The following is a 24736-nucleotide window of genomic DNA, read 5'->3' as shown; positions in this document are numbered from 1 at the left end:
CCCACCCCTGCACAGAATGAGCCCGGCCGCATCGCGAGCCCGAGTTCGGAACGGAGCGCTCATGCACGACGTGATCATCATCGGCGGCGGGCCGACCGGCGTGATGCTGGCCAGCGAGCTGGCGCTCCAGGGTGTCCAGGCGCTCGTGTTGGAGAGGGACGCGGAGCCGACGCCCGTCGTACGCTCGCTCGGCCTGCACGCGCGGAGCCTCGAGATCCTGGAACAGCGCGGGATCCTCGAGCGCTTTCTGGAACACGGCACCAAGCACCCGCTGGACGGATTCTTCGCAGGCATCCCCCAGCCGGCGCCGCAGCTGTTGGACACCACCCACCCGTATGTGCTCGGCATCCCGCAGCCGGTCACCGATCGCCTGCTGCGCGAGCACGCCGCCGAGCTCGGCGTCGAGATCCAGTGGGGGCGCGAGCTCGTCGGGCTCAGCCAGGGCGAGGAGGCGGTGACCGCCGAACTCCTCGACGGCGAGCGACACAGCGCACGCTACCTGATCGGATGCGACGGCGGCCGCAGCACGGTGCGGCGGTTGTGCGAGATCGACTTCCCCGGTGAGCCGAGCCGCAGCGAGACGCTGATCGGCGAGATGGAGCTGACGATGGCGGCGGAGGAGCTCGGCGCCGTGATGGCGAAGGTGCGCCAGACGCACAAGAACTTCGGCGCGGGGCCGCTCGGCGACGGCCTCTTCCGTGTGCTCGTGCCCGCCGCGGGTGTGGCGGAGGAGCGCGGCACTCCCCCGACGCTCGAGGAGTTCCGCGCACAGCTGCTCGCCATCGCCGGCACCGACTTCGGCGTGCACTCCCCGCGCTGGCTGTCCCGCTTCGGCGACGCCACCCGGCTGGCCGCGCACTACCGGCAGGGCCGGGTGCTCCTCGCCGGCGACGCGGCGCACATCCACCCGCCCTACGGCGGCCAGGGTCTCAACCTCGGCATCCAGGATGCCTGCAACCTCGGTTGGAAGCTCGCCGCCGCCGTCACCGGCTGGGCTCCGCCCGGAATGCTGGACAGCTACGAGTCCGAGCGGCGCCCGGTCGCCGCCGACGTGCTGCAGAACACCCGGGCGCAGGCCGAGCTGAGCTCGCCAGAGCCGGGTCCGCAGGCCGTGCGGGCACTGCTGGCGGAGCTGATGGACTTCGAGGACGCCAACCGCTTCCTGATCGAGAAGATCACCGCGACCGGCATCCGCTACGACGTCGGCGACGGCCCCGCCCTGCTCGGCCGGCGGATGCCGGACGTGCCGCTCGCGCAGGGCCGGCTCTTCGAGCGGATGCACGACGGCCGCGGCATCCTGCTCGACCGGACCGGCGGGCTGTCCGTCGCCGGGTGGGCCGACCGCGTCGACCGCGTCGTCGGGGCGGAAACGGACAACGGCGCGCTCAACGTGCCCGCAGCGCTGCTGCGCCCCGACGGCCACGTGGTCTGGGTCGGCGACGATCAGGCCGCACTACAGGGCGCACTCCACACGTGGTTCGGTGCGAGCACACCTTGACCGCAGGAACAGCCAGTGGGTACCGTGCCCTGTTGAGCGCCGTCCGGTTCTCGACGCCGAACCACCACCAGGAGAATCAGCGATGTCTTTCCAGGCCTACCTCGACACGATCGAGAAGAAGACCGGGCTCACGCCCCGCCAGCTCGTCGACCTCGCACACGAGCGCGGCTTCGATGCCAACACCAAGGCGACCCCGATCCTCGCCTGGCTCGCCGAGGACTACGGCCTCGGCCGCGGGCACGGCATGGCCCTGGTCCACGTCATCACCAAGGGCGACCGCATCGACACCAAGCACGTCGGCACGGACGGCTCGCACAGCGACCCCTCCGAGCAGCTCTGGCTGGACGGCATCGCCAGCAAGCCGGAAGGCTACTGACGCGCGACCAGGTCTGGTGACGGCGCAGGCCCCCCGGGCGCGAACGCCGCGGGGGCCCCTAGCCGCCTAGCTGTTCGCCTCCTCCGCGTAGCCCTTCAGGCCGGCCAGCCCCGGGGCGAAGGCCTGCGTGCCCATGAACCCGTCGAGCATCGCGGCCGTGGCGTCGTCGGCCTCGAAACGGGCCGTCCAGGAGGCCACCGCGGAGTCCCCGTCGGCGACGACCGCAATCGTGGCCTCGTGGCGCTCCATCGGGAACGGCGACTCGATGATCGAGTAGGCCAGCTCGTGCGCCTCGTCATCGATTCGGTTCAGCCGTTCGGCGAACACGGGGCGGCCCGGCGCGGCGAAGCGCCGCACGGTGCCCGGCGTGTTGGCGTCGCCGGACCAGCTGAGGTGCTCCGCCCCGGCGCCGGCGCCCGGCATCCACGCGCCGTGCCCGCCGAAATCGCGCACCGCCGCCCAGATCAGCTCGACGGGCGCGTCGATCCGGATGCTGCGTGCAACGGTCTGCGCGGGCAGGGCCGCATCGGCAGCGCCCGGGTGCGCGCTCATGCCGCCACCCCCTCAGACTCGGTGGACTCCGCAGGCCGTGCCGCCGGCTCCGCACCCTCGGTCATGAACCCGGCGACACGCTCGCCGATGAGCATCGCCGTCGCCGCGGGGCCCCGAGAGGGGACGAACGGCAGGATCGAGGTGTCGGCCACGCGCAGGCCTCTCACGCCGTGCACCCGCCCGAACTGGTCGACGACGTGGCCGGCCGCCGGGTCACTGCCCATGGCACAGCTGCCCGAGGCGTGGATCGCGGTGGCCAGGTGGGTCTTCATCCAGACGTCGAGCTTGGCGTCGCTCGCCAGCGTCTCGGCGTCGAGCTCGGTCACCCGCTTGAAGTACGGCTTGAACGCCTGCGACTGCAGGATCTGGATTGTGGTGCGCACCACCTCGCGCATCCGCACGACGTCGCGCGGGTCGCTCAGGTAGTTGTACTCGATCTTGGGCTGCGTGAGCGGGTCGGCCGACACCGTGAAGACGTTGCCGCGGGATTCGGCCTGCTGCACGGCGATCGCCATGGCCAGGTCATTGGCGCGCTGCATCTGCTGCGCGAAGCGCTTGATCGAGACCCCCTTCATCGATTTCAGGAAGGCACCGGGCCGGCGCACGATGCCCCACATCGTCGACAGGGCGCTGCCCTGCTCCATTCCCATCATCGACATCATGGAACGCATCATCGGCAGCACTTCGAGGTCGCCGTCGTACTGGGAGCCGTGTGAGTTGAAGTTCAGCACCGTCTGAAAGGCGAACGGTGTCTTCTCCTTGCCGAGCCTGCGGGTGGGCGACCAGTTGAACGAGATGTCCGGGTGGTCGCTGAAGTCCTTGCCCACGCCGGGCAGGTCGACGAGAACCGAGATGCCGGCCGCCTCCAGCTCGGCGCGCGGTCCGATTCCCGAGAGGGCGAGCAGGTGCGGGGACTTGAACGCGCCCGCCGCGATGACGATCTCGGCGGCCCGCACGACCTCGATGCCGCCGTTCCTGCCCACCTCCAGGCCGGTGACGGTCGTGCCGTCGAAGAGCACCTTGCGGGCGAGCGTGTCGCCCCAGACATGGAAGTTCGCGCGGGAACGGGCCGGATTCACATAGGTGATGCCGGTGTTCATCCGCACGTTGTCGACGGCGTTCATCGGCAGCAGGCCGACGCCGGGAACGCTCGTCGGCGAGTTCTTGTCCTCTTCCCAGCCGAAGCCGAGCTCATGGCAGGCGGCGATGAACGCCTTCGTGTACTGCGTCTGCTCCGCCGGGGAGACTCGGTAGATCGGCACGGGGCCGCGCCCCTCATGCCCCTCCTGGCCCTCGAAGGCCAGATCGTGCTCCAGCTTCTCGTAGTACGGGAGCACCTTCTCGAACGACCACTCCGTGTTGCCCCGCGCGGCGTAGGTGTCGAAGTCCTGCTTGCGCCCGCGAATGTAATAGGTGCCGTTCAGCGAGCTCGACCCGCCGAGGATCTTCCCGCGGGAGACGAGGTAGGGCAGCTCGGGGGTGAGGTTGGCCACGAAGGACCAGTTGTTGGGGTGGCCGGGCATCGCCCCGGACATGAGCCCTGCGTCGAGCAGGTCCTTCGGGAATCCGTCCGTCGAGGCGGGCGCCGGTCCGGCCTCGATGAGCAGGACCCGGCGAGACGGATCCTCCGACAGCCGGGCGGCGAGCGGGCCGCCAGAGGCGCCGGAACCCACAACGATTACGTCGTACTGTGCCACGTGTTACTCCTGTTTCTTCGTTGAACCAGAAATGCCGGCTGCAAGCAGCCGGCTCGTGCGGCCAGACTAACCGAACACTGTTCAGAATGTAAACACCCCGCTCGAGCGCATTTCCTGCCAGAGTTGTCCCATGATCGGCAGACCACGGGCAACGACGCACTGGGCGATCCGCGACACCGCGATCGAGCTGTTCATCCAGGACGGCTACGCAGAGACGTCGCTCGCCCGGATCGCGAAGGAGTGTGGCATCAGCCGCACCACGCTGTTCTCCTACTTCCCGGCGAAGGCCGACATGATCGTCTACGGCGAGGAGCGCAACTTCGAGCGGTTGCGCGATGTCCTGGCCGATGCCCCCTACGACATCCCCGCCGGCACCGTCCTCGCCCAGGCGGCGCGAACGATGCGCCCGCTGCCCTCCAACGCCCGCGAGGAGCTGACGCTGTTCTGGGTGCTTCTCGAGGAGAACGCGGATGTCGCGGCCCAGTCGGCGCGCTACGGCCATCGCTACCGCACGGTGATCGAGGAGTTCGTGGTGGAGCGCCTCGGCACCGACCCCGACGACCCGATGCCCGCGGTGTTCAGCGCCACAATGTCCGCGGCGATGTACGCAGCCGCGCAGCACTGGACCAGCCATGCCGAGGGCGAGGCGTCCTTGGAGGACGCGCTCGAGCGCGCCGTCGCCCCGCTCATCGACGCATATTTGGGCGAGCGCTAGCCGCACCGCGTCGCCCCCGCGGCATCCGTTCGTCATAGGCTGAACGGCGAACCGAGCGAGAGGACGCCGACGTGGCACAGACAACGGTGGAGAGTGCGAGGGTGGCCGAGCTGTTGGCCGAGCTGGCCGCGCTCGAGGAGCCGCGGGTGCGCGAGGTGAACGCGAACCACGGCGACGACCACGGGGTGAACCTCGGCAAGCTGCGCGCCGTCGCCAAACGGCTGAAGACCGACCACGAGCTGGCGCTCGAGCTCTGGGACTCCGGCGACAGCGCGGCGCGGCTGCTGGCGATCCTGGTCTGCCGACCGAAGTCGTTCACCGCTGCCGAGCTGGACGCCATGATCCGTGAGGCCCGCACCCCGAAGGTGATCGACTGGCTCGTGAACTATGTGGTGAAGAAGAGCCCACACGCCGAGGCGCTGCGCCTGGCCTGGTCCGCAGACCCGGACCAGCTCGTGGCCGCCGCCGGCTGGGCGCTCACCGCCGAGCGCGTGGCGAAGACGCCGGACGGCCTCGACCTGCCCGGCCTGCTCGACGTCGTCGAGGCGGAGATGAAGGCAGCCCCCGACCGGCTGCAGTGGGAGATGAACCACACCCTGGCGGAGATCGGGATCTCGCACGCCGAGTACCGCCCGCGCGCGCTCGAGATCGGCGAGCGCCTCGAAGTGCTCAAGGACTACCCGACTCCCCCGAACTGCACCTCGCCGTATGCCCCGATCTGGATCGCCGAGATCGTGGGCCGGCGCGCGGGCGAGTAGCGCTCGAGCGCCCGCCCTCCGGCGCCGGATGACGATCGGCGGCACGAGCCCGACGACGATCCTCTGACATGGCTCGTTCCGCGCACAGGGCGCTCCCGCCGCGGACGAGCTCGCGTGTAGTACTTGCGGACCATGCGCGGGCCCTGCAGATGGGCACTCGGGAGGACGCGCCGCCCAGGATCCCTCCCGTAGCGTGAAAGCGCTCGAAGAACGCCGATCGAAGGACTCCCCCGCCCCATGTTGCTGCTCACCCGCCCGCGCGTCGTCGACGCGCTGGTCGCCCTGAGCTGGGTGATCATGACTGTGCCGGCGCTGGTGATCACGACGCTGTCCCCACGTTTCGGCTGGGCCGCCGGCGTGGCCTTCGCGGGCATCGTGCTCGCCGTCGCCGTTGTTCTCTTCGGCTTCCGCCGCCGCCGCCCGCTGGTCGCGTTCTGGGTCACCTTCGTCCTCACCCTGCCGCTGGTCCTGGTCAGCCCCGACCTGCTCAACCTGGCCGCCGCCTACTGCGCGTTCGCGGTCGCCGTGTATGACTCGGTGAGGAACGCGTGGCTGGCTGCCGCGGCATCCGCCGCTGTGACCGTCACGGTCAGCGTCACGTACCTGTGGATCGATCCCCCGCCGGCACTCCCGGCCCTCGGCAGCTCCCGCATCGGCGATGTCCTCGCCTACGCGGTGACCGGCCTGCTGGTCTTGCTGGTGGCGTTGTTCTGGGGCCAGAGCACGGGCAATCGTCGCCGCTACATCAAGGGCTTGCTCGAGCACGCCCGGCACCTGGAGCGCGAGCGCGATCAACAGGCGCAGCTGGCCGCACTCGCCGAGCGGTCCCGCATCGCCCGCGACGTGCACGACATCGTGTCGCACTCGCTGTCGGTGATCGTGCGGCTGGCCGACGGTGCGAACGCCGTCTTCGACGGGGAGCCGGAGCGCGCCAGGGAGGCGATCGCCCAGCTGGGCACCGTCGCCCGCTCCTCGCTCACCGAGATGCGCCGGGTCATCGGCGTGCTCGAGTCGACGCCCGGATCCACCTGCGCGCAGTCGGGCACCGGGTTTGACGACCTGCCCCGGCTGGTCGAGGTCTACCGCGGCGTCGGCCTGCCGGTCAGCCTCACCGTGATCGGCGACGCCCCGCCGCAGTCCGGAGTGCAGGTCGCCGTGTTCCGCGTTGTGCAGGAGGCGCTGACCAACGCGCTGCGGCACGCCTCCTCGCCGACGACAGTGGATGTGCTGGTGCAGATCGATGACGATGTGAGCGTCACGGCGGTGAACGACGGCGCGCCAGCCGAGGCCCCGAACAGTGGTCACGTGGGCAGGGGCTTGGTCGGCATGCGCGAGCGGGCTGCACTGTACGGCGGCACCCTCGCGGCCGCACCGGACGGCGCCGGCCGGTGGGCCGTGCGACTGATCCTCCCGGGGGCAGGCCGATGACGGCCATCCGAGTGTTGATCGCCGATGACCAGGCGCTCATCCGCACCGGGCTGGCCATGGTTTTGGGTGCGGCGGCCGGCATCGAGGTGGTCGGTGAGGCGTCCGATGGCATCGAGGCGGTGGCGCTCGCCGCGGCGGTGACCCCCGACATCGTGCTGATGGACGTGCAGATGCCTCGCATGGACGGCATCGAGGCGACACGGGCGATCACGGCGAGCAGCGGCGGCAGCCGGGTGATCATCCTCACCACCTTCGACATCGATGCCTACGCGTTCGGCGGGCTGGAGGCCGGCGCCAGCGGGTTCCTGCTCAAGGACTCCGAGAGCGACGACATCCTGGCGGCCGTGCGCGCCGTCGCCGCCGGCGATGCCGTGCTGGCTCCCCGGGTCACCTCGGAGCTGCTGCGCCGCTATGGCGAGCTCACGCAGGTGCCGGATGCCGCAGAGCGGACGCAGCGGGAGTCCGAGCGGCTCGCGGCGCTGGAACGCCTGCGGGCCCTCACCGACCGCGAGCGCGAGGTGTTCGACGCCCTCGTGCTCGGGCTCTCGAACGCCGAGATCGCCCAGCAGCTGTGGCTCTCCGAGTCCACCGTGAAGACGCATGTCGGCCGCATCCTGCAGAAACTCGGCATGCGCGACAGGGTGCAGGCCGTCGTCTTCGCGTTCCGCAGCGGCGTCATCTAGCTTCCCACCCCCTCTGCCGGTGGGCCCACGAGGCCGACACCGGTTCCTTCTCCAACCCCAGAAACGGAAGAAAATGAAGAAAATCCTCAGAATCTCACTCCTCACGATCGGCGCGATCGTCGGGGTCATCGCGTTGGTGCTGGCCACGACGACAATCGTGAACGCGGTCGCGACGGACGCCGAGTCCCGGGATCTCCCGCGCTACGGGCAGCTGGTTCCCGTTGACGGCAAACAGATGAATGTGCTCGTCAGCGGCAGCGGAGATGAGACGATCGTGCTGCTTCCCGGCTTCGGCACGGCGGCCCCCGCACTGGACTTCACACCCCTCATCGCCCAGTTGGAGTCCAGCTACCGGGTCGTGGCCGTGGAGCCGTTCGGCTATGGCCTCAGCGACCAGACGGAGAAGCCCCGCACCACCGAGAACATCGTGAGCGAGGTGCACGAGGCGCTGCAGGCCCTCGACATCGACCGGTACACCCTGATGGGCCACTCCATCGCGGGCATCTACGGGATCGCGTACGCCAACACCTACCGCGACGAGGTCACCGCGTTCGTCGGCATCGACAGCAGCGTGCCCGGGCAACCGGGCATGGACGAAGAGCTCCCCCTCAACACGATCAAGGCCCTCCAGACGCTCGGACTCCTACGCGTGCTGAACTCGCTCAACGACCCCTACGACGGCCTTCCCTTCGACGAGGAGACCAAGGGGCAGATGTTGGTCCTCTCCGCCCAGAACTCGCTCTCCCCCACATACCTGAACGAGGCGGAGCACATCGGATCCAACTTCGGCGCCGCCCTCGGCACCACCTTCCCGCACGACCTGCCTGTGCTGCTCTTCGCGCAGGCGGACAGTCCCGACATCGCAACGTGGGCCGAGCTGCACACCGAGCAGGCGCAGAGCGTCGACCATGGTGAGGTCGTCTTCCTCGACGGCGGGCACTACCTGCACCACACCCTGTCGCCGGAGATCGCCCGGGACACCGCGCGGTTCCTGTCTGAGCTGCCCTAACCGGCCAGCGCGCCGAACGGCACCGGGCGGCCGAGGATGTTCTCGGCCGCCCGGTGGCCGGATCGGAGCGCCGCCGTGACCGTGGCCGGGTCCTCGCTCCAGGTCGCCTCCCCGGCGAGGTGGAGCACACCGGCGACGGGGCTGGCCAGCGCGTCGTGGTCCTCGACGTTCCCGCCGGGCTTGAGGTACGCGTACGAACCCTGCGCAAACGGGTCGTCGCGCCAGTCGGTGATCAGCACGTGCTCTGGCGTCTCGACCCGATCCCCGTAGAGTCCGCGCAGGGCATCGAGCACCGACTCGACGATGCGGCCGGTGGGCCAGTCGCGGGTCTCGATGGCGCACGGCCCGGCGGCGAAGGTGAGCAGGGTGGGCACGCCGTGCAGGGCCGTGAGGTCGTACCAGGAGTGCCACCACGCACTGGCCTCGCCCTGCTGGCGGATCGCGTAGACGCCGTCATCCCAGAATTTGGTGGGGAAGCGCAGGAACACCTTCTCGAAGTTGTTCATCTGGAAAGAGCCGATCGCACGGACAAGCGACTCGGGCAGCGCCGGCTCGAAGGCGAGGTCGCCCGAGCGCAGCACGCCGATCGGCACCGTGACGACCGCCCTGTCCGCCATGAAGGCGCCCTGCTCTGAGCGGACCGTGACACCCTCCGGCGTCCACTCGACGCGGGTCACCACCTGCTCCAGCCGCACGTCGAGCCCGGTGGCCAGGTGCGCGGCGAGCCGGTCGAAGCCGTCGGGGAACACGACCTCGTCGCCCTCGATCGTGTCGTCGTCCAGGCCGTGCGCGGCCAGGTCGCCCGCCCACACCCCGTACTGTTCCTCGGAGCGGTGCCGCAAGAACTCGCGGACGCGCTCGGCTCTCTCCGCGTCCCAACCGAGCCGAGCCAGCGCGACCTCGATCGCGTCGAGGTAGGTCTCGCCCGGCACGGAGGCCCCGACGGCCACCGCGAGCTGCGCGTCGGCCTCGCGGATGTCGGCGGCGAATGCCCGAACTTGCTGATCGTCCAGCCGCTCCCCCTCCGGCCCGTAGTACGCGATGGGCCGGCCGTCCGGCTGGTAGCTGCCGACGGTGAACTCCACCGTGCGCATGCCGATGGCCGCGACCAGGTGGGTCAGCGGGTTGTCGTCGATGCCGTGGATCCACGAGGCGCCGCGGTCGGTGGCGAGGCCGTCCTCCCGGTCGGTCCAGGTGCGTCCGCCGACGCGATCACGCGCCTCGAGCACGAGTACCCGCTGCCCGGCCTGGGCAAGCACGCGTGCGGCGGTCAAACCGGACACGCCCGCGCCGATGACGACAGTGTCGAAGTTCTCCATGGGGTCAGGGTAGCGATGCTCGGCGCGGCCCGGGCTGCAGCGCGCGGCCGCCGCACTCAGGACGGTTCGAGGCCGCGCTCGTACCGGGTGCCCTGGCTGCCGCCGAGGCTGGCCGGGTCCGCGGGCCCGACCGCAACGAACCCCGCATTCGTGAGCACCTTCTGCGACGCGGCGTTTTCGGTGGCGGCCGAGGCGGCCACCGAGCGTGCGCCGTGCCGGCTGGCTGCCAACAGGCAGAGCTCCCGCACCGCGGATGTCGCCAGGCCGCGTCCGGCGGCGTGCTGCGCGACCCGGTAGCCGAGCTCGGCGTCACCGTCGCCGGTGAACACCAGGTTGAACCGGCCGAGCACGGCGCCGTCCTCGTCGACCAGCACATAGTAGGCGCCGTCGCCGCTCGCCTGCTCGGCCAGCAGTGCGGCATGGCGTTCGGCGTACTCGGCGAAGTAGCCGTCGCCGCGGTCTGGCACCGCGGCGCCGAAGTAGGCACGGTTCTGCCGCTCGAAGGCGAGTACCGCCGGGGCATGATCCGCGCGCAACAACTGCAAGGTGGGCATCCTCCGACGATACTCGGCCGCCCGGTCGACACCGCGCTCGGACGACGGGCAGCCGAGCCAGCGAGCACCGCGCGCGGCCCGGCCGCGCCACGAGGGAGGCGGCGCGCATACCGAGATCGATGCCCTCTTCCACGGCCCCGATTGGGTGCCCCGGCCCGAGGTCCTGGACGATCTTCACCGATCCCGAGCACATCATTCGCTGGGCGATCGCCACCAGAGGGGTCTACCGCCAGCGCATACCCGAGCTCGAGCGCCTGCACCCGCATCTCGTGATCGTTCGGCTGCGGTCACAACGCGAGGCCGACGCCTGGGTGGCGACAATCGTGCCGGCTGCCGTGCGCGGCGGGCAGGGTGCGCCGATGGATCAGCGCCTGCACGACCACCGTCCAGCGGCATCCGGGCCCCGCTGAGTGCGGGTCAGCTGCCGCCCGCTGCCCTGCGGACGTACTCCGTGATGGTCTGCTCCGTCTTCGGCGTCAGCGCGAGAACGGCGAAGGAGGTCACCCAGAGGTCACCGTCATCGAGCTGGGCGGACTCCTCGAAGCCGAGGGTCGCATAGCGGCTGGTGTACTTCGAGGCGGGCTTGAAGAACACGACCACCTTCCCGTCCCTGTCGGTGTACGCCGGGAACCCGTACCAGGTCTTCGGCATGAGCTGCGGAGCGACCTCCGTCACGATCCGGTCGATTCCCTCGGCGAGCGCGCGGTCGTCAGCCGGCAGCTCCGCGATCGCCTCGCGCAGGGCCTGCTCCCCTGCCGCGCGGGTCTTGCCGGCCTTCGCCTCCGCGCGCAGCTCGGCGGCGCGCTGCTTGACGGCCTCGCGCTCCTCCTGCGAGAGTCCAGCGGTCTTCTCAGCCATGTGATGCTCCTTCTGCGGGTGGTGCTGTTTGGTGGCCGTTGCGGCCTACCCACACGCTACGGGTCTGCAGAGGAATGCGCTTCTCGAATCCTGCGCGATTCGGGCTGCGGCCGCACAGCGACCAGACAGCGACCGGTCAGCGTCCGCGCCCGCCGCCGAACAGGGCGAAGAGCAGCGGGATGATCGAGCCGATCATCAGCACCGTGCCGAACACGGCCGCATCGGCGCGCAGCACGGCGCCGGCGATGAGCAGCGCCGCGAACAACACGGCGGCCAGCAGGCGCCGCGCGGTGCGCTCCAGCCGGGCGACCCGGCGCTCCAGGTGCGGGTTCTGCACCGACACCTGCCCGTCCTCGATGCGGGTGAGGACGGCATCCATGCGCTTCGGCAGGCGCCAGGCCACCCCCGCGACCTCCAGGGCCTGTTTGCCGAGGTCGGTGACGACGTTGCCGCTCTCGTCCCTGATCAGCTGCGCGGCGTACGGCTCGATGGAGTCCCAGACGTTGAAGTCGGGGTCCAGCGCGCTGCACACCCCGGAGGTGAGCGACATCGCCCGGATGATGAGCAGGAAGTTCTCCGGCAGTTGGAACGGCAGCGAGCGCACCACGTCGCCGAACTGCACGGCGAAGTCGCGGAACTCGCGCGGGTCCACCTCGCGCAGCTCGGCGAAGCCCATGCCGCCGAAGCGGGCGAAGAGCGCCACCATCGCCTGCTCGAGTTCGCGGGTGTCGGTCGACGGCACGAGCACGCCCACCTCGCGGATCGCGTCCACCAGCCCCTTGCCGTCACGGGAGGCCGCGGCGATGAGCAGCTTTCGCAGGCCGCTGCGCGTGCCGGCGGAGACCTCGCCCATCATGCCGAAGTCGATGAACGTCAGCTTCCACGGGCGCCCGCCCGCCCCGTCTGCGGCCGGGGTGACGAAGATGTTGCCCGGGTGCGGGTCGGCGTGGAAGAACCCGGTGCCGAACAGCTGGTCGAACATGACGGTCGCGAAGACGGGGGCCACCTCGGCCGGATCGATGCCGGCCTCGCGGAGCGCGACGGCATCCGTGATCTTGATCGCTGTGACGTCCTCCAGGGTGAGCACGCGCCGGGTGGTGCGCTCCCACACCACGGCGGGCACCGCCACCCGGGCGTCTCCGGCGAAATCGGCGGCGAAGCGCTCGGCGCTCGTGGCCTCGTGCAGGTAGTCGATCTCCTCCAGGCTCGTGGCCGCGAACTCCTCGACGAGGGCGGGCATGTCGACACGGTCAGAGACCAAGCGCACCCGGCTGAGCCAGCCGCCCACCTTGCGCAGCGCCGCCAGGTCGACGTCGACGATCTGGTCGATGCCCGGCCGCTGCACCTTGACCACGACGCCGTCGAGGCCGGTCTCGCTGGCATCGAGCTCGGCGAGCCGGGCACGGTGGGCCTGACCGAGGGATGCCGCGGCCACCGGCACCTCGTCCATCGCCGCGAACGCCCGCTCCAGCGGCACACCCAGCTCGACCTCGGCGAGCGCCCGAATGGCCGGGAACGGCACGGGCGGCACCTCGTCTTGCAGCCCCTCCAGCTCGCTTGTGATCTCGGGCGGCAGCACGTCCAGCCGCGACGACATGAACTGGCCCACCTTGATCATGAGCCCGCCGAGCTCCACCGCGAGCACATGGAAGCGCTGCGCGACGCGCGTCATCCGCGTCGCCCGGGTGCGCTCGGCGACCCGGGCGAGCCCGATGCGCGGCAGGAGCAGCTCGTACCACCAGGTCACCGCGAGGTTCCAGCCGGCGAATCGGAGGATGCGGCGGTAGCGGGCACGGGTGGCTCCGGCGCCGGGCATCGCCTCTCCCCCTGGACTGGCTGCTGCCACCCTCGTCAGTCCTGCGCGAGGATCGAGTAGAGCCGGCGCCGGGCCTCATCGAGCACGGTGACGGCCTGCTGTACCTGTTCCGGCGTGCCCGTCCGCCCCACCTGCGCGGCCGCCTGAGCGAGTTCGATGCCGGCCTTGGGCAGGGCGGTGAACCCGGAGTTGTCGCCCGCAGCCGAGGCGTCCCAGGGGGCGGATGCCGGGGCGCCCGCGGCCTCGGCGCGGCCCGCATCGGTGAGCGCGTAGATCTTGCGCCCGTTCGACTCCTCCGCGGCGATCAGCCCCTCGTCGGAGAGGAGCTGCAGCGTCGGGTACACCGAGCCGGCGCTCGGCTTCCAACTGCCGCCGCTGCGCTCCTCGACCTCGCGGATGATCTGGTAGCCGTGCATCGGCTGCTCGGCGAGCAGCGTCAGCACCGCGGTGCGCACATCACCCCTGCCCATGCGGGAGCCGGCGCGTTTCTCGAATGCGCCGCGTAGCTGCTCCATCATCTGCCACATCCCATCGCCTCGATTGCCGGCGCCAAATCCGCCGGCGGGGAACGAACCACCCATGATGACCTCCTCGAATGCAACTGAGCGATACTCAACGATAGGTCGGGACGGGCGGGAGCGATAGGGCCGGTTACGGCAGCTGGGCTTAGGCCCGACGGGATATCCACTGCGCCGCCGCGAGTCAAGCCCCCTCCGCGCCGGGACCCCGCGGGTTACGGTGGCAGACGAGAGCGAAGGAGCCCGTCATGAGTGATCCCAGAGACAGCACGTCGCACCCGGTGGAGGAGTCGCTCTGGCGGCACGGGCGGCCCCCTTTTCAGAGCGATCAGTTGCCCGTCGGTGAACGAGCGGGGGTCGTGATCGTCGGCGCCGGGCTCACCGGCCTCGTCACGGCGTGCCTCTTGGCGCGCACCGGGCACGACGTCATCGTCGTCGATGCGCACGAGCCGGGGGCGCTGACGACAGGCGGTTCCACCGGCAAAGTCAGCCTGTTGCAGGGTGCGACGCTGAGCGCGATCGCCGACCACCACCCCGAGGAGGTGGTGCGCGCATACGTCGCCGCGAACGAGGCGGGGCAGCGCTGGCTGCACGACTTCCTCGTCATCAACGGCGTGCGCTTCGATGAGCGCCCTGCTGTGAGCTACGCGGGCTCCGCGGAGAGTGTCGCGCGCCTGGAACGGGAATTCGCGCTCGGGCGCTCCGCCGGCCTCTCGCTGGAGCGCACGCGGGACACCGAACTGCCCTGGCAGGTCGAGATCGCCCTCCGCCTCGACGGCCAGCTTCACGTCAACACCATGTCGCTCATCGACGCGCTGGTCGACGAGGTCCGTGCGCACGGCGTTCGCGTCGTCGGCGGATGCACGGCGACGGCCGCCTCGGCCGCGTCGGGCGGCCTGCGCGTTCGCACCTCACACGGAGACATCATGGCCGACCGGGTGATCGCCGCCACCGGTACGCCGTTCCTCTCCCGCGGCGGGCACTTCGCCCGCATGGAGGCCAAACGCTCATCCCTGGCGGCGTTCCGGGTGCCCGGCGAACCGATGCAGGGCATGTACCTCTCGCTCGACGAGCCGCGCCGTTCCCTGCTGAGCACCACTCTCGCACCTGCCCACTCCGCCGGCGAAGACCGGCTGCTCCTGGTGGGCGGTGCGGCGTCGATCGTCGGGCGGGCGCGCACCCTGAGTGAGAGACCCGACGAGGTGGATGCCTGGACCACGGCGCGATTCCCGGGTGCGACTCTGCTCCGACGCTGGTGGGCGCAGGACTACTCGACCTTGGACGACGCGCCCTACGTCGGCCCGCTGCGTCCCGGCGAGCGCCGCATCTTGGTGGCGACCGGCTTCGGCAAATGGGGGCTCGCCAACGCCGCCGCCGCCGGGCTCGCCTTGACCGCATTGGTCAACGGGAAGGGGCTCGCGTGGGCGCACACCCTGTACCGCCGGCGCGGCTGGCCGGCCCCCAACGTCGCGCAGATGCTCCACACCAACGCGGCCGTCGTGGCCGAGATGGCCCGCGGCGCCACCCGGCTGCTCGGGGGCGAGAATGAGGCCGCCGGGGCGAAGGACGACGCGCGGGTCGAGCTCGACGGAGTGAAATCTGTCGCGCACTGCACGGTCGGCGGGGTCACCCACCGAGTGTCGGCAGTCTGCCCTCACCTGGGCGGAATCATCGCGTGGAATGCGGAGGAGTCCACGTGGGATTGCCCGCTTCACGGTTCGCGTTTCGCCCCGGACGGCACACGGATCGAGGGCCCGGCCCGCAACGGGCTCGGCGCGGTCGATGCCGGGCCCCGCCATGTTGCGACGCCGCCGGCCGCTCCGGAAGCCTGAGCGAGCGGCATCCGTGACCCGCCGTGTTTCCCTGTGCGCCGCGCCGGGGCGGGCATACAGTGGATCTGTGGCCCGGAGGCTCTCAGGAACCCGGCCTCGTCGATGTATGGGATGAACTGCCTTTCCGGAAGCGTGGTCGCACGATGCCAGACGAAGTTGCCAGCACCACATCCGCCGAGGGCGCGTTCCTCCTGGACGCCGCGACCGTCGCGGCGCACCTGGGTGTCGACCCGGCAACCGGCCTCTCCGACGCGGAGGCCGCCGGGCGGCTCGCGGCCGACGGCCCGAACGAGCTGCGCGGCACACCGCCGGTTCCGACCTGGCGGAAGATCCTGGCCCAGTTTCAAGACCCGCTGATCTACCTGCTGCTCGCCGCCGTCGCGATCTCGTTGTTGGCCTGGGTGGTCGAGGGCGCGCACGGCGCCCCCGTCGACTCGATCGTGATCGCCGCCATCATCGTCCTGAACGCGATCATCGGCTACACGCAGGAGGCGAAGGCCGCGGATGCCGTCGCGGCACTCGGCGCGATGACCGCCGCAAGCTCCACCGTGCTGCGCGGCGGCGAGCTGAAGACCGTGCCCTCCAGCGAGCTGGTGCGCGGCGACATCCTCGTGCTCGCGGAGGGCGACGCCGTCGGGGCGGATGCCCGGCTGCTCACCGCCACGGGGCTGCGCATCCAGGAGGCCTCCCTGACCGGCGAGAGCGCGTCGGTCACCAAGAACGCCGCGACGCTGCCGGACCCCGCCCCGCTCGGCGACCGGGCGAACATGGTGTTCAAGGGCACCTCGGTGGCGCAGGGCGTCGGCCGTGCCGTCGTCACCGCCACCGGCATGGCGACCGAGATGGGGGCGATCGCCGAGATGCTCGACGCGACCGTCGAGGAGCCGACGCCGCTGCAGAACGAGATCAAGCGCATCAGCAAGGCGCTCGGCATCATCGTCGTGATCGTCGCCCTCGTCGTGATGATCACCTTCATCCTGGTGCAGGGCGTCACCTCACCCGCCGACCTCGTCGTCGTGCTGCTGCTCGGCGTCTCCCTCGCCGTCGCCGCCGTGCCGGAGGGGCTGCCCACGATCCTCTCCGTGATCCTGGCGATCGGCGTGCAGCGCATGGCCAAGCGCAACGCGGTCGTGAAGAAGCTCAGCTCGGTGGAGGCGCTCGGCTCGGCGTCGGTGATCTGCACCGACAAGACCGGCACGCTCACCCGCAACGAGATGACGATCGAACGGATCGTGACGGCCTCCGGGCAGGCCGACGTCACCGGCGTCGGCTACCGTCCGATCGGCGAGGTGGTGGGGCCCGACGGCGAGCTGGCGGGCGCGCAGCGCTTCGAGGCGCAGCTGGTGCTCGGCGCCGGCACCCTGGCGAACGACGCCCAGCTCACCGAGCGCGACGGCGAGTGGCAGATCCAGGGCGACCCCACCGAGGCCGCCTTCCTCGTGGCCGCCCGCAAGCTCGAGGGCATCCTCGGTCAGATCGGCCGCTTCCAACGCCGGGGCGAGATCCCGTTCACCTCGGAGCGGAAGATGATGTCGACGCTGGACCAGGACAGCGCCGACGGCACCCTCGTCCTGTTCAGCAAGGGCGCCCCGGACGTGCTGCTCGAGCGCTGCACCCGCCTCCAGGTCGGCGAGGGCACCGTCCCGCTCACCGCGGCGCTCCGGCAGAAGGCGCAGGGCGAGGTGGAGGCCCTGTCCGCCCAGGCCTTCCGCACGCTCGGCGTCGCCTACCGGGTCGTGGATGCCGCCGAGCGCTCGGTCGACCCCGCGGTCGAGCTCGACCCGGCGCTGGAGCGGGAACTCGTCTACGCCGGCGTCGTCGGCATCATCGACCCGCCGCGCGGCGAGGCCGCGGCGGCCATCGCCGAGGCGCACCGGGCCGGCATCCGCGTCATCATGATCACCGGCGACCACCCCGTCACCGCCGTGCGGATCGCCGCCGACCTCGGCATCGTCGGGCCGAGCGCGCGCGCCGTCACCGGTGCAGAGCTGGACACGCTGGATGCCGCGCAGTTGCGCGCCACCACCCGCGACGTGTCGGTGTACGCCCGGGTCTCCCCCGAGCACAAGCTGCGCCTCGTCGACGCGCTGCAGGCAGACGGGCAGATCGTGTCGATGACCGGCGACGGCGTGAACGACGCCCCGGCGCTCAAGTCCGCCGACATCGGCGTCGCGATGGGCATCACCGGCACGGAGGTGACGAAGGAGGCGGCGCGCATGATCCTCGCCGACGACAACTTCGCCACGATCGTCGCGGCCGTCCGGCAGGGCCGGGTGATCTTCGACAACATCAAGAAGTTCTTGCGCTACCTGCTCTCCTCCAATGTCGGCGAGGTGCTCACCGTCTTCCTCGGCGTGCTCTTCGCCGGGCTGATCGGCCTCTCCGATGCGAGCGGCGAGGGGCTCGTGCTGCCGCTGCTGGCGACCCAGATTCTGTGGATCAACCTGATCACCGACTCCACCCCCGCGCTGGCGATGGGCATCGACCCCGAGGTGGACGACGTCATGGCCCGCCGGCCCCGCGGCCTGACCGACCGGGCCATCGACGCGCGCATGTGGGGCGGCATCCTCTCCATCGGACTTGTGATGGCGCTGGCCGCCCTGTTCTCGATTGACATGTTCCTGCCCGGCGGCCTCGTCGAGGGCCACGACACCCTGGAGGTGGCCCGCACGGTCGGGTTCACCACGCTCGTCTTCGCCCAGCTGTTCAACGCCCTGAACGCCCGCTCGGAGACGAGCAGCGCGTTCCGGAAGATGTTCTCCAACACGTGGCTCTGGGGCTCGATCCTGCTGGGCATCCTGCTGCAGATCGCCGTCGTGCAGGTGCCGTTCCTGCAGGTGGCGTTCGGCACGGCGCCGCTGGACCTGGCCCACTGGGGCGCGTGCATCGCGCTCGGCTCGGCGGTGCTCTGGTACGACGAGATCCGCAAGCTCATCCTGCGTGCGCTCGCCCGGCGGCGCGCGGCGTCGCCGCTGTCGCCGACCCGCTAGACGGGGCACGGATGCCGGCCGGCCGGCCGGCGTAACACTGGGTAGTCAAATTCGGAGGCGGCGCTCCATAACTCCTAGTCTCCGAGACAGGACGGGGATCGTTCGTCGATCCATTGTCACTCTCCCCCCATGCGCATCATCGACCGTCCGCACGTTCTTCGCCGATCTAGGAGCCACAGTCATGACAATTCTTCGCAAGAGCCTCGCCGTCTTGGGCGCGACCGCGCTCGTCGCGGGCCTCGCCGCCTGCAGCACGCCCACCTCCGGCCCCGGCACCGGTGCCGGAGCCGAGTCCGCGAGCACCGAGCCGATCCGTTTCGGCGTCGCACTGCCTCAGACGGGCAACAATGCCCAGTACGGCGAGTACTTCACGCAGGGCTTCGAGCTCGCGCTCAAGCAGCTCAACGACGAGGGCGGCATCAACGGCCGCGCGGTCGAGCTGCAGTACGAAGACACCCAGGCCGACCCGGCGCAGGCACCGGCCGTGGCCCAGAAGTTCGTCGATGACCCGACGATCCTCGCATCGCTCGGCGACTTCGGCACGCCGGCCTCGGCCGCGGCGAGCCCGATCTACCAGGCCGGCGGCCTCGTGCAGTTCGCCTTCTCGGCGTCTGCGTCGACCGTGACCGACCCGGGTGACTTCGTCTTCGCCACCTGGGTGTCCCAGCAGTTCGAGGCGCCCCGCCTGGCAGATTTCGCCGCCACCAAGGGCAGCAAGCAGGCCGTCTTCTTCCACGACACGGACTGGGGCGCCGACACGCACGGCTTCTTCGCCGACCGCTCGGAGGAGATCGGCCAGGGCACCGTCTACGAGACGGCGTACGACCCCAAGTCGACCGACTTCCGGCCCCTTCTGCTCACCGCAGCGGCCGCCAACCCCGAGGTGATCGTGCTGATCTCCTACGCGGCCGACGGCGCGCTGATCACTTCCCAGGCGCGTGAGCTCGGCATCGATGTGCCCATCGTGGGCATCAGCTCGAACTACAACCAGCAGTTCATCGAGCTCGCCGGCCCCGCCGCGGAGGGCTTCGAGACGCTCAGCTACTTCACGCCGAGCAACCCGGACCCGAGCGTGCAGCAGTTCGTCTCGGACTTCTCAGCCGAGTACGACGTGGCGACCCCGAGCGACTACGCGATCCGCGCCTACGACGCGCTCAAGATCGTTGCGTGGGCTGCGGCCCAGGACCCGAGCCGCGACGGCATCCGCACCGCGTTGGCCACCGGAACCGACATCCCGACGATCCTCTACGGCCCGATCACGTTCTCCGAGAACCGCCGGGTGACGGATGCCGAGCAGTTCGCGCTCGTCGTCAAGGATGGCGAGTTCGTCCTCGCCGAGTAGAACCCCCTCAGGCGCCGCCCCGGGGCCCGGGGCGGCGCCAGAGCCTGTCATCGCTTCACCGCACCAGCACCAGTACCAGCACCAGCACCAGCCAACAGAGGACGCCACAGAATGGACATACTGCTCGCGGGCATCATCAGCGGCAGCACCTACGCACTCATCGCGCTGGGGGTCTCGCTCATCTACGGTGTCTCGAACATCGTCAACTTCGCGCACGGCGCGACCTTTGCCATCGGGGCGATGCTGGGCTGGTTCGTCGCCTCGGTGCTCGGATTCCCGCTCTGGGCGGTGATCATCGTCGTGATCGCCGCCACCGCCCTCCTCGGCTGGATCATCCACTTCATCGCGATCAAGCCGCTGGGCTCCGCCCCGCCCATCGCGGCGCTCCTCACCACCTTCGCCGTCGGGATCATCCTCGACAACACGTCGCAGCGCATCTTCGGCGCAGAGACCCGGCGCTTTCCGGCGCTGCTCGAACAGGGCAACCTGGAGCTGTTCGGCTTCCGCTTCGGCACACTCGGCCTCGTCATCCTCGGCGTGAGCCTGGCCTGCTTCGTGGCGCTCGCCCTGTTCATCACCCGCACCAAGTACGGCCGGGCGATCCGGGCCACCGCGCAAGACAGCGAAGCCGCCCAGCAGATGGGAATCCCCGTCGCGCGGATCCAGGCGGCATCCTTCGTCATCGCCTCGGCGCTCGGCGGCATCGCCGGCGTGCTCGTGGGCATGTACTACTCCAACGTCTCCCCCACCATCGGCTTCATGGCCGGCGTGCAGGGTTTCGCCGCGGCGACCCTTGGCGGCCTCGGCAGCCTCGCCGGCGCCGTCGTCGGCGGCCTCATCCTGGGCATCGCCGAGGCCTTCGGCGTCTCCATCTGGGGCGACTCCGCCCGTCAGCTCATCACCTTCGGCGTGCTCATCGGCGTGCTCTGGATCCGGCCCGGCGGCATCCTGGGGCGCGTCCCCGCCGTCGGTTCCGAGCCGATGACCGGCACCTTTTTCGGTGCGGGCCGGCCGCTCACCCTCAAGCCGTGGCAATACGCCGTGCTCGCCTGTGCGGGCATCCTGCTCGTCTTCCCCGCCAGCGACTACATCCTGCGCGCGGGGAGCCTCGTCTGGATCTACGCGCTCTTCGCCCTCTCCCTCACCATCGTCAGCGGCTTCGCCGGTCAGATTGTGCTCGGCCAGGCCGGCGCCCTCGCGATCGGCGCGTACACATCCGCCCTGCTGATGACGAAGGCGGAGTGGCCGTTCGTGCCCAGCTTCCTCGCCGCCGGACTCGTCGCCGCGGTCATCTCCGTCATCCTCGTCGCCCCCACCTGGCGGCTGCGCGGCCACTACGTCTCGATGGCGACGCTCGGGACCGGCGCGTTCATCGCGGCGCTCGCCCTCAACCTGCCCTGGCTCACCAACGGTGCCCGCGGCATCTTCGCGATCCCGCGCCCGGAGATCTTCGGCTTCGAGATCGCGAGCGCCCCGGCGATGTACCTGTTCACCTTCGCGATCCTCGTCGTCTTCATGCTTCTCGTCGGCCGGCTCGGCAAGAGCCACCTCGGGCGCACCTGGGCGGCCGTGCGCGAGGACGAGGTGGCCGCGGCCTCCTCCGGCATCCACCCGGCCGCCTACAAGTCGCTCGCCTTCGGCATCGGCTCGGCCATCGCGGGCTTCGCCGGTGCGCTCTACGCGAGCCAGCTGACCTACATCGAGCCGGCCCAGTTCGGCATCAACCTCTCGGTGCTCGCCGTGACGATCGTCGTGCTCGGCGGGATGCGCGCCCCGATGGGCGTCATGGTCGGCGCGCTCGTGCTCGTGGCGGTGCCGGAGATCTTCCGCCCGCTGTACGAGTGGCGCTACTTCTTCTACGGGGCGCTGCTGCTCGCGCTCGTGATCTTCCGCCCGCAGGGTTTGTGGGCGCGCGTCGAGAAGGTGCCGACCTGGCTGCACGCCCCGCTGCAGCGAACACGCGCCCTCGTGGGAAGGAACTCGGAATGACCGCGATCCCGCTTCTCGCCGTCCACGGCCTGCACAAGAGCTTCGGCGGGCTGCACGTCGTCGACGACGTCGAGCTCAGCATCGCCGAGGGCGAGGTGGTGAGCATCATCGGTCCCAACGGCTCCGGCAAGACGACGACGCTCAACCTGATCTCCGGGGTGCTGCGGGCGGATGCCGGCTCCGTGCGCCTCGCCGGAACCGAACTGCGCCACTTCAAACCGCACCAGATCGCCGCGCAGGGCCTGACCCGCACCTTCCAGAACGGCCGCGTGATCGGCAACCTGACGGTGCGCGACAACGTGCTCGTCGGGCTGGAGGCCGTGCAGCGGGTGGGGCGGCCGCTCCCCGCCCTGCGCGGCATTCCCGGCATCCGCTGGATTCCTCTGCTCGCCGAGACCGTGCTCGCGATCGTCGGCACCCCGGCGCTGCGCCGGCAGAACGTGCTCGACAACGCCGCCGTCGACGCGCAGATCGCCCGCTTCGGCGAGCGCCTGGCGCCGCGCACCGAGAACTTCAGCTTCACCCTCTCCTACGCCAACCGGCGCCGCACCGAGATCGCGCGCGCGCTGATCTCACAGCCGCGGCTGCTCGTGCTGGACGAGCCGACGGCCGGCATGAACCAGACGGAGACGGCCGAGGTGATGCACCAGCTGCTCGACCTCAAGGCGGGCGGGCAGACGATGCTCCTCGTCGAGCACAAGCTCGACCTCGTGATGACGGTCTCCGACCGCGTCATCGTGCTCGACAACGGGCGCATCATCGCGCAGGGCACCCCGGAGCAGGTCCGCAACGACCCACGGGTCATCGAGGCCTACCTCGGCAAGCGCCACGCACCGGCGCCAGACGCTCAACCGGCAGTCGCGCAGCCGGCCCACTCACAGCCAACGGGAGCCACCGCATGACCGCCCTGCTGCGCCTGGACGGCGTCAACACCTTCTACGGCACCAGTCAGGCGCTCTTCGACGTGAACCTCGAGGTGGGCGAGGGTGAGATCGTCTGCCTGCTCGGCGGCAATGCCTCCGGCAAGTCCACGACGATGAAGACGATCCTCGGCCTCGTCACCCCGAGCACCGGAACCGTCAGCCTCGGCGGAACCGATGTCACGAGCTGGAGCTGCGGCCGCCGCATCACCGCCGGCCTGGCCTCGGTGCCCGAGGCGCGACGCGTCTTCGGCGACATGACGGTCGAGGAGAACCTGCTGACGGGGGCCTACGTGCGGCGTGACCGCCGCGGCATCCTGAGCAGCCTGGAGGAGATCTACGAGGCCTTCCCCCGGCTGGCCGAGCGCAAGAGGCAGCGGGCGGGCACCATGTCCGGCGGCGAGCAGCAGATGCTCGCCTTCGGCCGCGCCCTCATGAGCAAGCCCAAGCTCGTCTGCATGGACGAGCCGACGATGGGCCTCGCCCCCATCATCGTCGACCAGGTGCTCGAGATGATCTCAGACGTCAACGCCCGCCTCGGCGTGAGCGTGCTCATCGTCGAGCAGAACGCCGAGCTCTCGCTCTCGATCGCCGATCGGGGCTACGTGCTGCGCACCGGCCACATCGCGGTGTCGGGATCGGCGTCCTCGCTGCTCGGCGACGCCAGCGTGCGCGAGGCCTACCTCGGCAGCCCCGTCGAGGTCGGCGCAGCAGCCACCACCAGCAAGGAGAACCAATGACGGATGTGATCGACGCCATTTCCGGGCTCGACACCGCGCAGAGCGTCGCGCTGCGCGGCCACCGACCGGATGTCGTGAGCTCGGCCCAGGCGAGCTACGAGGCCCTGCTGCCGCAGAGCCTCGACGCCGACCCGGTGCCCGGGTTCGCGCTGCCCACCCGCCTGCTCGTCGCCGCCCGGTCCGCCCGGCTGGAGCACTCGCCGGCCGCCCTCGCCCACTACTCGGAGCGGCTCTCCGCCCACCCCGAGCAGTCGGCACTGCTCGCCTTCGTGGAGAGCGGGCCCGACCGGGGCGCCGGCCTCCTCGCCTCCCGGCGCGAACGCGCCATCCTGCGCCACGTCGAGCTGCTGGTGGCCCGGCCGGCGGCGACCACGGCCTCCGACCTCGACGCCCTCACCGCCGCCGGTCTCACTCCGGCGGAGATCGTCGTATTGAGCCAGATCGTCGCATTCGTCTCGTTCCAGGTGCGCATCGCACATGGGCTGACCGTCCTGAAGGGAACCCTGTGAGCGAGTCACGATTCAGCACGGACGAACGGGCCTGGCACGCCTGGATCACGCCCGTCGACCCGGCAACCGGAACCGAGCCCCAGCGCGAGGCCATCGAGGCGAGCATCTGGCCCAACTCCCCTTACTTCCGCCTGCTGGCCTGGCACCCGGCCTCCCTGCACGCGCGCACCCTCGTCGACCAGGCGGTCTTCCTCGGCCGGCCCGGCCTCCGCCGCGGCGAGCGGGAACTCGCGGCGACGGTCGTCTCGCGGGTCAACGGCTGCGTGCTCTGCACGAGCGTGCACGCACGGTTGAGCATCACCTTCACCAAGCGTGAGGACGAGGTGCGCGCCCTGCTCGAACACGGCATCGACGCCGAGCTGGACCCGCGCTGGCGGGCCATCACCGACGCGGCGGCCGCCCTCACCGCGATCCCCAACGCCTTCGGCCCCGAGCATGTGGCGGCGCTGCAGGCGGTCGGCCTGAACGCAGCCGAGGTGCTCGACATCGTGCAGTCCGGCGCCTTCTTCGCCTGGGCCAACCGGCTCATGCTGAGCCTCGGCGAGCCGCTGCCGCCCGCCGCAGACGACGCGCAGGCCATCGCCGACCAGCAGGCCAACGACGCGCGCGCACACACGAGCGAGGACTGACCCG

At 70.5% G+C, this 24736-nt stretch carries 23 protein-coding genes; 16 read left to right on the top strand and 7 right to left on the bottom strand.

Going from position 1 to position 24736, the window contains the following annotated elements:
* Window positions 1–61: 61 nt before the first annotated feature.
* Both rox and GY24_RS01665 read left to right on the top strand, forming a co-directional pair.
* Entirely contained in the window at window positions 62–1498 is a 1437-nt protein-coding gene (gene rox, locus GY24_RS01670; RefSeq protein WP_104474074.1) for a rifampin monooxygenase, read from the top strand.
* 82 nt (window positions 1499–1580) lie between these two features.
* A complete protein-coding gene (locus tag GY24_RS01665; RefSeq protein ID WP_104474073.1) occupies window positions 1581–1874 on the top strand; it encodes a DUF4287 domain-containing protein in 294 nt (97 codons plus the stop codon).
* Window positions 1875–1940: 66 nt separating this feature from the next.
* Here GY24_RS01665 and GY24_RS01660 read toward each other — a convergent pair whose 3' ends face one another.
* Window positions 1941–2426 carry an SRPBCC family protein gene (locus tag GY24_RS01660; RefSeq protein WP_104474072.1) on the bottom strand — a complete coding sequence of 162 codons (486 nt, stop codon included), beginning with the start codon at window positions 2424–2426 and terminating at the stop codon, window positions 1941–1943.
* Window positions 2423–4123, bottom strand: coding sequence for a GMC family oxidoreductase (locus tag GY24_RS01655; protein WP_104474071.1), 1701 nt, complete (start codon window positions 4121–4123; stop codon window positions 2423–2425). The genes GY24_RS01660 and GY24_RS01655 overlap by 4 nt, the downstream gene beginning before the upstream one ends.
* Before the next feature lie 130 nt (window positions 4124–4253).
* On the opposite strand from GY24_RS01655, the gene GY24_RS01650 reads away from it, so the two are divergent.
* From GY24_RS01650 to GY24_RS01630, 5 genes are all read left to right on the top strand, one after another.
* Window positions 4254–4838 (top strand): TetR/AcrR family transcriptional regulator, encoded by a 585-nt coding sequence (locus GY24_RS01650; protein ID WP_104474070.1) that lies wholly within the window; start codon window positions 4254–4256, stop codon window positions 4836–4838.
* A gap of 71 nt (window positions 4839–4909) precedes the next feature.
* Entirely contained in the window at window positions 4910–5596 is a 687-nt protein-coding gene (locus GY24_RS01645) for a DNA alkylation repair protein (RefSeq protein ID WP_104474069.1), read from the top strand.
* A 237-nt stretch (window positions 5597–5833) separates the two neighbouring features.
* A complete protein-coding gene (locus tag GY24_RS01640; RefSeq protein ID WP_104474068.1) occupies window positions 5834–7024 on the top strand; it encodes a sensor histidine kinase in 1191 nt (396 codons plus the stop codon).
* Window positions 7021–7707: a response regulator gene (locus GY24_RS01635; RefSeq protein ID WP_104474067.1), complete on the top strand. Its 687-nt coding sequence runs from the start codon at window positions 7021–7023 to the stop codon at window positions 7705–7707. The genes GY24_RS01640 and GY24_RS01635 overlap by 4 nt, the downstream gene beginning before the upstream one ends.
* Before the next feature lie 73 nt (window positions 7708–7780).
* Window positions 7781–8716, top strand: coding sequence for an alpha/beta fold hydrolase (locus tag GY24_RS01630; RefSeq protein WP_104474066.1), 936 nt, complete (start codon window positions 7781–7783; stop codon window positions 8714–8716).
* On the opposite strand, the gene GY24_RS01625 is transcribed toward GY24_RS01630, so the two are convergent.
* On the bottom strand, window positions 8713–10035 hold the full coding sequence (locus GY24_RS01625; RefSeq protein ID WP_104474065.1) for a flavin monoamine oxidase family protein: 1323 nt from the start codon (window positions 10033–10035) through the stop codon (window positions 8713–8715). The genes GY24_RS01630 and GY24_RS01625 overlap by 4 nt on opposite strands.
* A gap of 56 nt (window positions 10036–10091) precedes the next feature.
* Complete coding sequence (locus tag GY24_RS01620) at window positions 10092–10589, bottom strand: GNAT family N-acetyltransferase (RefSeq protein ID WP_104474064.1); 498 nt, start codon at window positions 10587–10589, stop codon at window positions 10092–10094.
* 119 nt (window positions 10590–10708) lie between these two features.
* On the opposite strand from GY24_RS01620, the gene GY24_RS01615 reads away from it, so the two are divergent.
* Window positions 10709–10999, top strand: coding sequence for a hypothetical protein (locus tag GY24_RS01615; RefSeq protein WP_193953474.1), 291 nt, complete (start codon window positions 10709–10711; stop codon window positions 10997–10999).
* A 7-nt stretch (window positions 11000–11006) separates the two neighbouring features.
* Here GY24_RS01615 and GY24_RS01610 read toward each other — a convergent pair whose 3' ends face one another.
* From GY24_RS01610 to GY24_RS01600, 3 genes are all read right to left on the bottom strand, one after another.
* Entirely contained in the window at window positions 11007–11447 is a 441-nt protein-coding gene (locus GY24_RS01610) for a hypothetical protein (RefSeq protein WP_104474063.1), read from the bottom strand.
* 136 nt (window positions 11448–11583) lie between these two features.
* Window positions 11584–13263, bottom strand: coding sequence for an ABC1 kinase family protein (locus tag GY24_RS01605; RefSeq protein WP_104474062.1), 1680 nt, complete (start codon window positions 13261–13263; stop codon window positions 11584–11586).
* Window positions 13264–13298: 35 nt separating this feature from the next.
* Complete coding sequence (locus GY24_RS01600; protein ID WP_104474061.1) at window positions 13299–13844, bottom strand: PadR family transcriptional regulator; 546 nt, start codon at window positions 13842–13844, stop codon at window positions 13299–13301.
* 185 nt (window positions 13845–14029) lie between these two features.
* Between GY24_RS01600 and GY24_RS01595 the strand changes: the two genes are divergently transcribed.
* The 8 genes from GY24_RS01595 to GY24_RS01560 all read left to right on the top strand — a co-directional run bounded on the left by GY24_RS01595 (window position 14030) and on the right by GY24_RS01560 (window position 24732).
* Window positions 14030–15613: an FAD-dependent oxidoreductase gene (locus GY24_RS01595; RefSeq protein WP_104474060.1), complete on the top strand. Its 1584-nt coding sequence runs from the start codon at window positions 14030–14032 to the stop codon at window positions 15611–15613.
* A 143-nt stretch (window positions 15614–15756) separates the two neighbouring features.
* Complete coding sequence (locus tag GY24_RS01590) at window positions 15757–18603, top strand: cation-translocating P-type ATPase (protein WP_104474059.1); 2847 nt, start codon at window positions 15757–15759, stop codon at window positions 18601–18603.
* 181 nt (window positions 18604–18784) lie between these two features.
* Entirely contained in the window at window positions 18785–19945 is a 1161-nt protein-coding gene (locus GY24_RS01585) for an ABC transporter substrate-binding protein (protein WP_104474058.1), read from the top strand.
* Between the two features lie 111 nt (window positions 19946–20056).
* Window positions 20057–21934: an ABC transporter permease gene (locus GY24_RS01580; protein ID WP_104474057.1), complete on the top strand. Its 1878-nt coding sequence runs from the start codon at window positions 20057–20059 to the stop codon at window positions 21932–21934.
* On the top strand, window positions 21931–22836 hold the full coding sequence (locus GY24_RS01575; RefSeq protein ID WP_104474056.1) for an ABC transporter ATP-binding protein: 906 nt from the start codon (window positions 21931–21933) through the stop codon (window positions 22834–22836). Before GY24_RS01580 ends, GY24_RS01575 begins: the two co-directional genes overlap by 4 nt.
* Window positions 22833–23594: an ABC transporter ATP-binding protein gene (locus GY24_RS01570; RefSeq protein WP_104474055.1), complete on the top strand. Its 762-nt coding sequence runs from the start codon at window positions 22833–22835 to the stop codon at window positions 23592–23594. Before GY24_RS01575 ends, GY24_RS01570 begins: the two co-directional genes overlap by 4 nt.
* Window positions 23591–24103, top strand: a complete 513-nt coding sequence (locus tag GY24_RS01565) for a CMD domain-containing protein (protein ID WP_104474054.1) — start codon at window positions 23591–23593, stop codon at window positions 24101–24103. The genes GY24_RS01570 and GY24_RS01565 overlap by 4 nt, the downstream gene beginning before the upstream one ends.
* Window positions 24100–24732: a peroxidase-related enzyme gene (locus tag GY24_RS01560; protein ID WP_104474053.1), complete on the top strand. Its 633-nt coding sequence runs from the start codon at window positions 24100–24102 to the stop codon at window positions 24730–24732. The genes GY24_RS01565 and GY24_RS01560 overlap by 4 nt, the downstream gene beginning before the upstream one ends.
* Window positions 24733–24736 lie beyond the last annotated feature (4 nt).

The sequence above is a fragment of the Microterricola pindariensis genome, assembly GCF_002936985.1.
GTDB classification, from domain to species: domain Bacteria; phylum Actinomycetota; class Actinomycetes; order Actinomycetales; family Microbacteriaceae; genus Microterricola; species Microterricola pindariensis.
Note: the sequence above shows the minus strand (reverse complement) of the source record. Positions and strands in the feature narration are given on the sequence as shown.

Coding starts and splice junctions, on each gene's coding strand:
- rox (WP_104474074.1), top strand. CDS start 62: ATGCACGACGTGATCATCATCGGCGGCGGGCCGACCGGCGTGATGCTG.
- GY24_RS01665 (WP_104474073.1), top strand. CDS start 1,581: ATGTCTTTCCAGGCCTACCTCGACACGATCGAGAAGAAGACCGGGCTC.
- GY24_RS01660 (WP_104474072.1), bottom strand. CDS start 2,426: ATGAGCGCGCACCCGGGCGCTGCCGATGCGGCCCTGCCCGCGCAGACC.
- GY24_RS01650 (WP_104474070.1), top strand. CDS start 4,254: ATGATCGGCAGACCACGGGCAACGACGCACTGGGCGATCCGCGACACC.
- GY24_RS01640 (WP_104474068.1), top strand. CDS start 5,834: ATGTTGCTGCTCACCCGCCCGCGCGTCGTCGACGCGCTGGTCGCCCTG.
- GY24_RS01635 (WP_104474067.1), top strand. CDS start 7,021: ATGACGGCCATCCGAGTGTTGATCGCCGATGACCAGGCGCTCATCCGC.
- GY24_RS01630 (WP_104474066.1), top strand. CDS start 7,781: ATGAAGAAAATCCTCAGAATCTCACTCCTCACGATCGGCGCGATCGTC.
- GY24_RS01625 (WP_104474065.1), bottom strand. CDS start 10,035: ATGGAGAACTTCGACACTGTCGTCATCGGCGCGGGCGTGTCCGGTTTG.
- GY24_RS01620 (WP_104474064.1), bottom strand. CDS start 10,589: ATGCCCACCTTGCAGTTGTTGCGCGCGGATCATGCCCCGGCGGTACTC.
- GY24_RS01615 (WP_193953474.1), top strand. CDS start 10,709: ATGCCCTCTTCCACGGCCCCGATTGGGTGCCCCGGCCCGAGGTCCTGG.
- GY24_RS01610 (WP_104474063.1), bottom strand. CDS start 11,447: ATGGCTGAGAAGACCGCTGGACTCTCGCAGGAGGAGCGCGAGGCCGTC.
- GY24_RS01605 (WP_104474062.1), bottom strand. CDS start 13,263: ATGCCCGGCGCCGGAGCCACCCGTGCCCGCTACCGCCGCATCCTCCGA.
- GY24_RS01600 (WP_104474061.1), bottom strand. CDS start 13,844: ATGGGTGGTTCGTTCCCCGCCGGCGGATTTGGCGCCGGCAATCGAGGC.
- GY24_RS01595 (WP_104474060.1), top strand. CDS start 14,030: ATGAGTGATCCCAGAGACAGCACGTCGCACCCGGTGGAGGAGTCGCTC.
- GY24_RS01590 (WP_104474059.1), top strand. CDS start 15,757: ATGCCAGACGAAGTTGCCAGCACCACATCCGCCGAGGGCGCGTTCCTC.
- GY24_RS01585 (WP_104474058.1), top strand. CDS start 18,785: ATGACAATTCTTCGCAAGAGCCTCGCCGTCTTGGGCGCGACCGCGCTC.
- GY24_RS01580 (WP_104474057.1), top strand. CDS start 20,057: ATGGACATACTGCTCGCGGGCATCATCAGCGGCAGCACCTACGCACTC.
- GY24_RS01575 (WP_104474056.1), top strand. CDS start 21,931: ATGACCGCGATCCCGCTTCTCGCCGTCCACGGCCTGCACAAGAGCTTC.
- GY24_RS01570 (WP_104474055.1), top strand. CDS start 22,833: ATGACCGCCCTGCTGCGCCTGGACGGCGTCAACACCTTCTACGGCACC.
- GY24_RS01565 (WP_104474054.1), top strand. CDS start 23,591: ATGACGGATGTGATCGACGCCATTTCCGGGCTCGACACCGCGCAGAGC.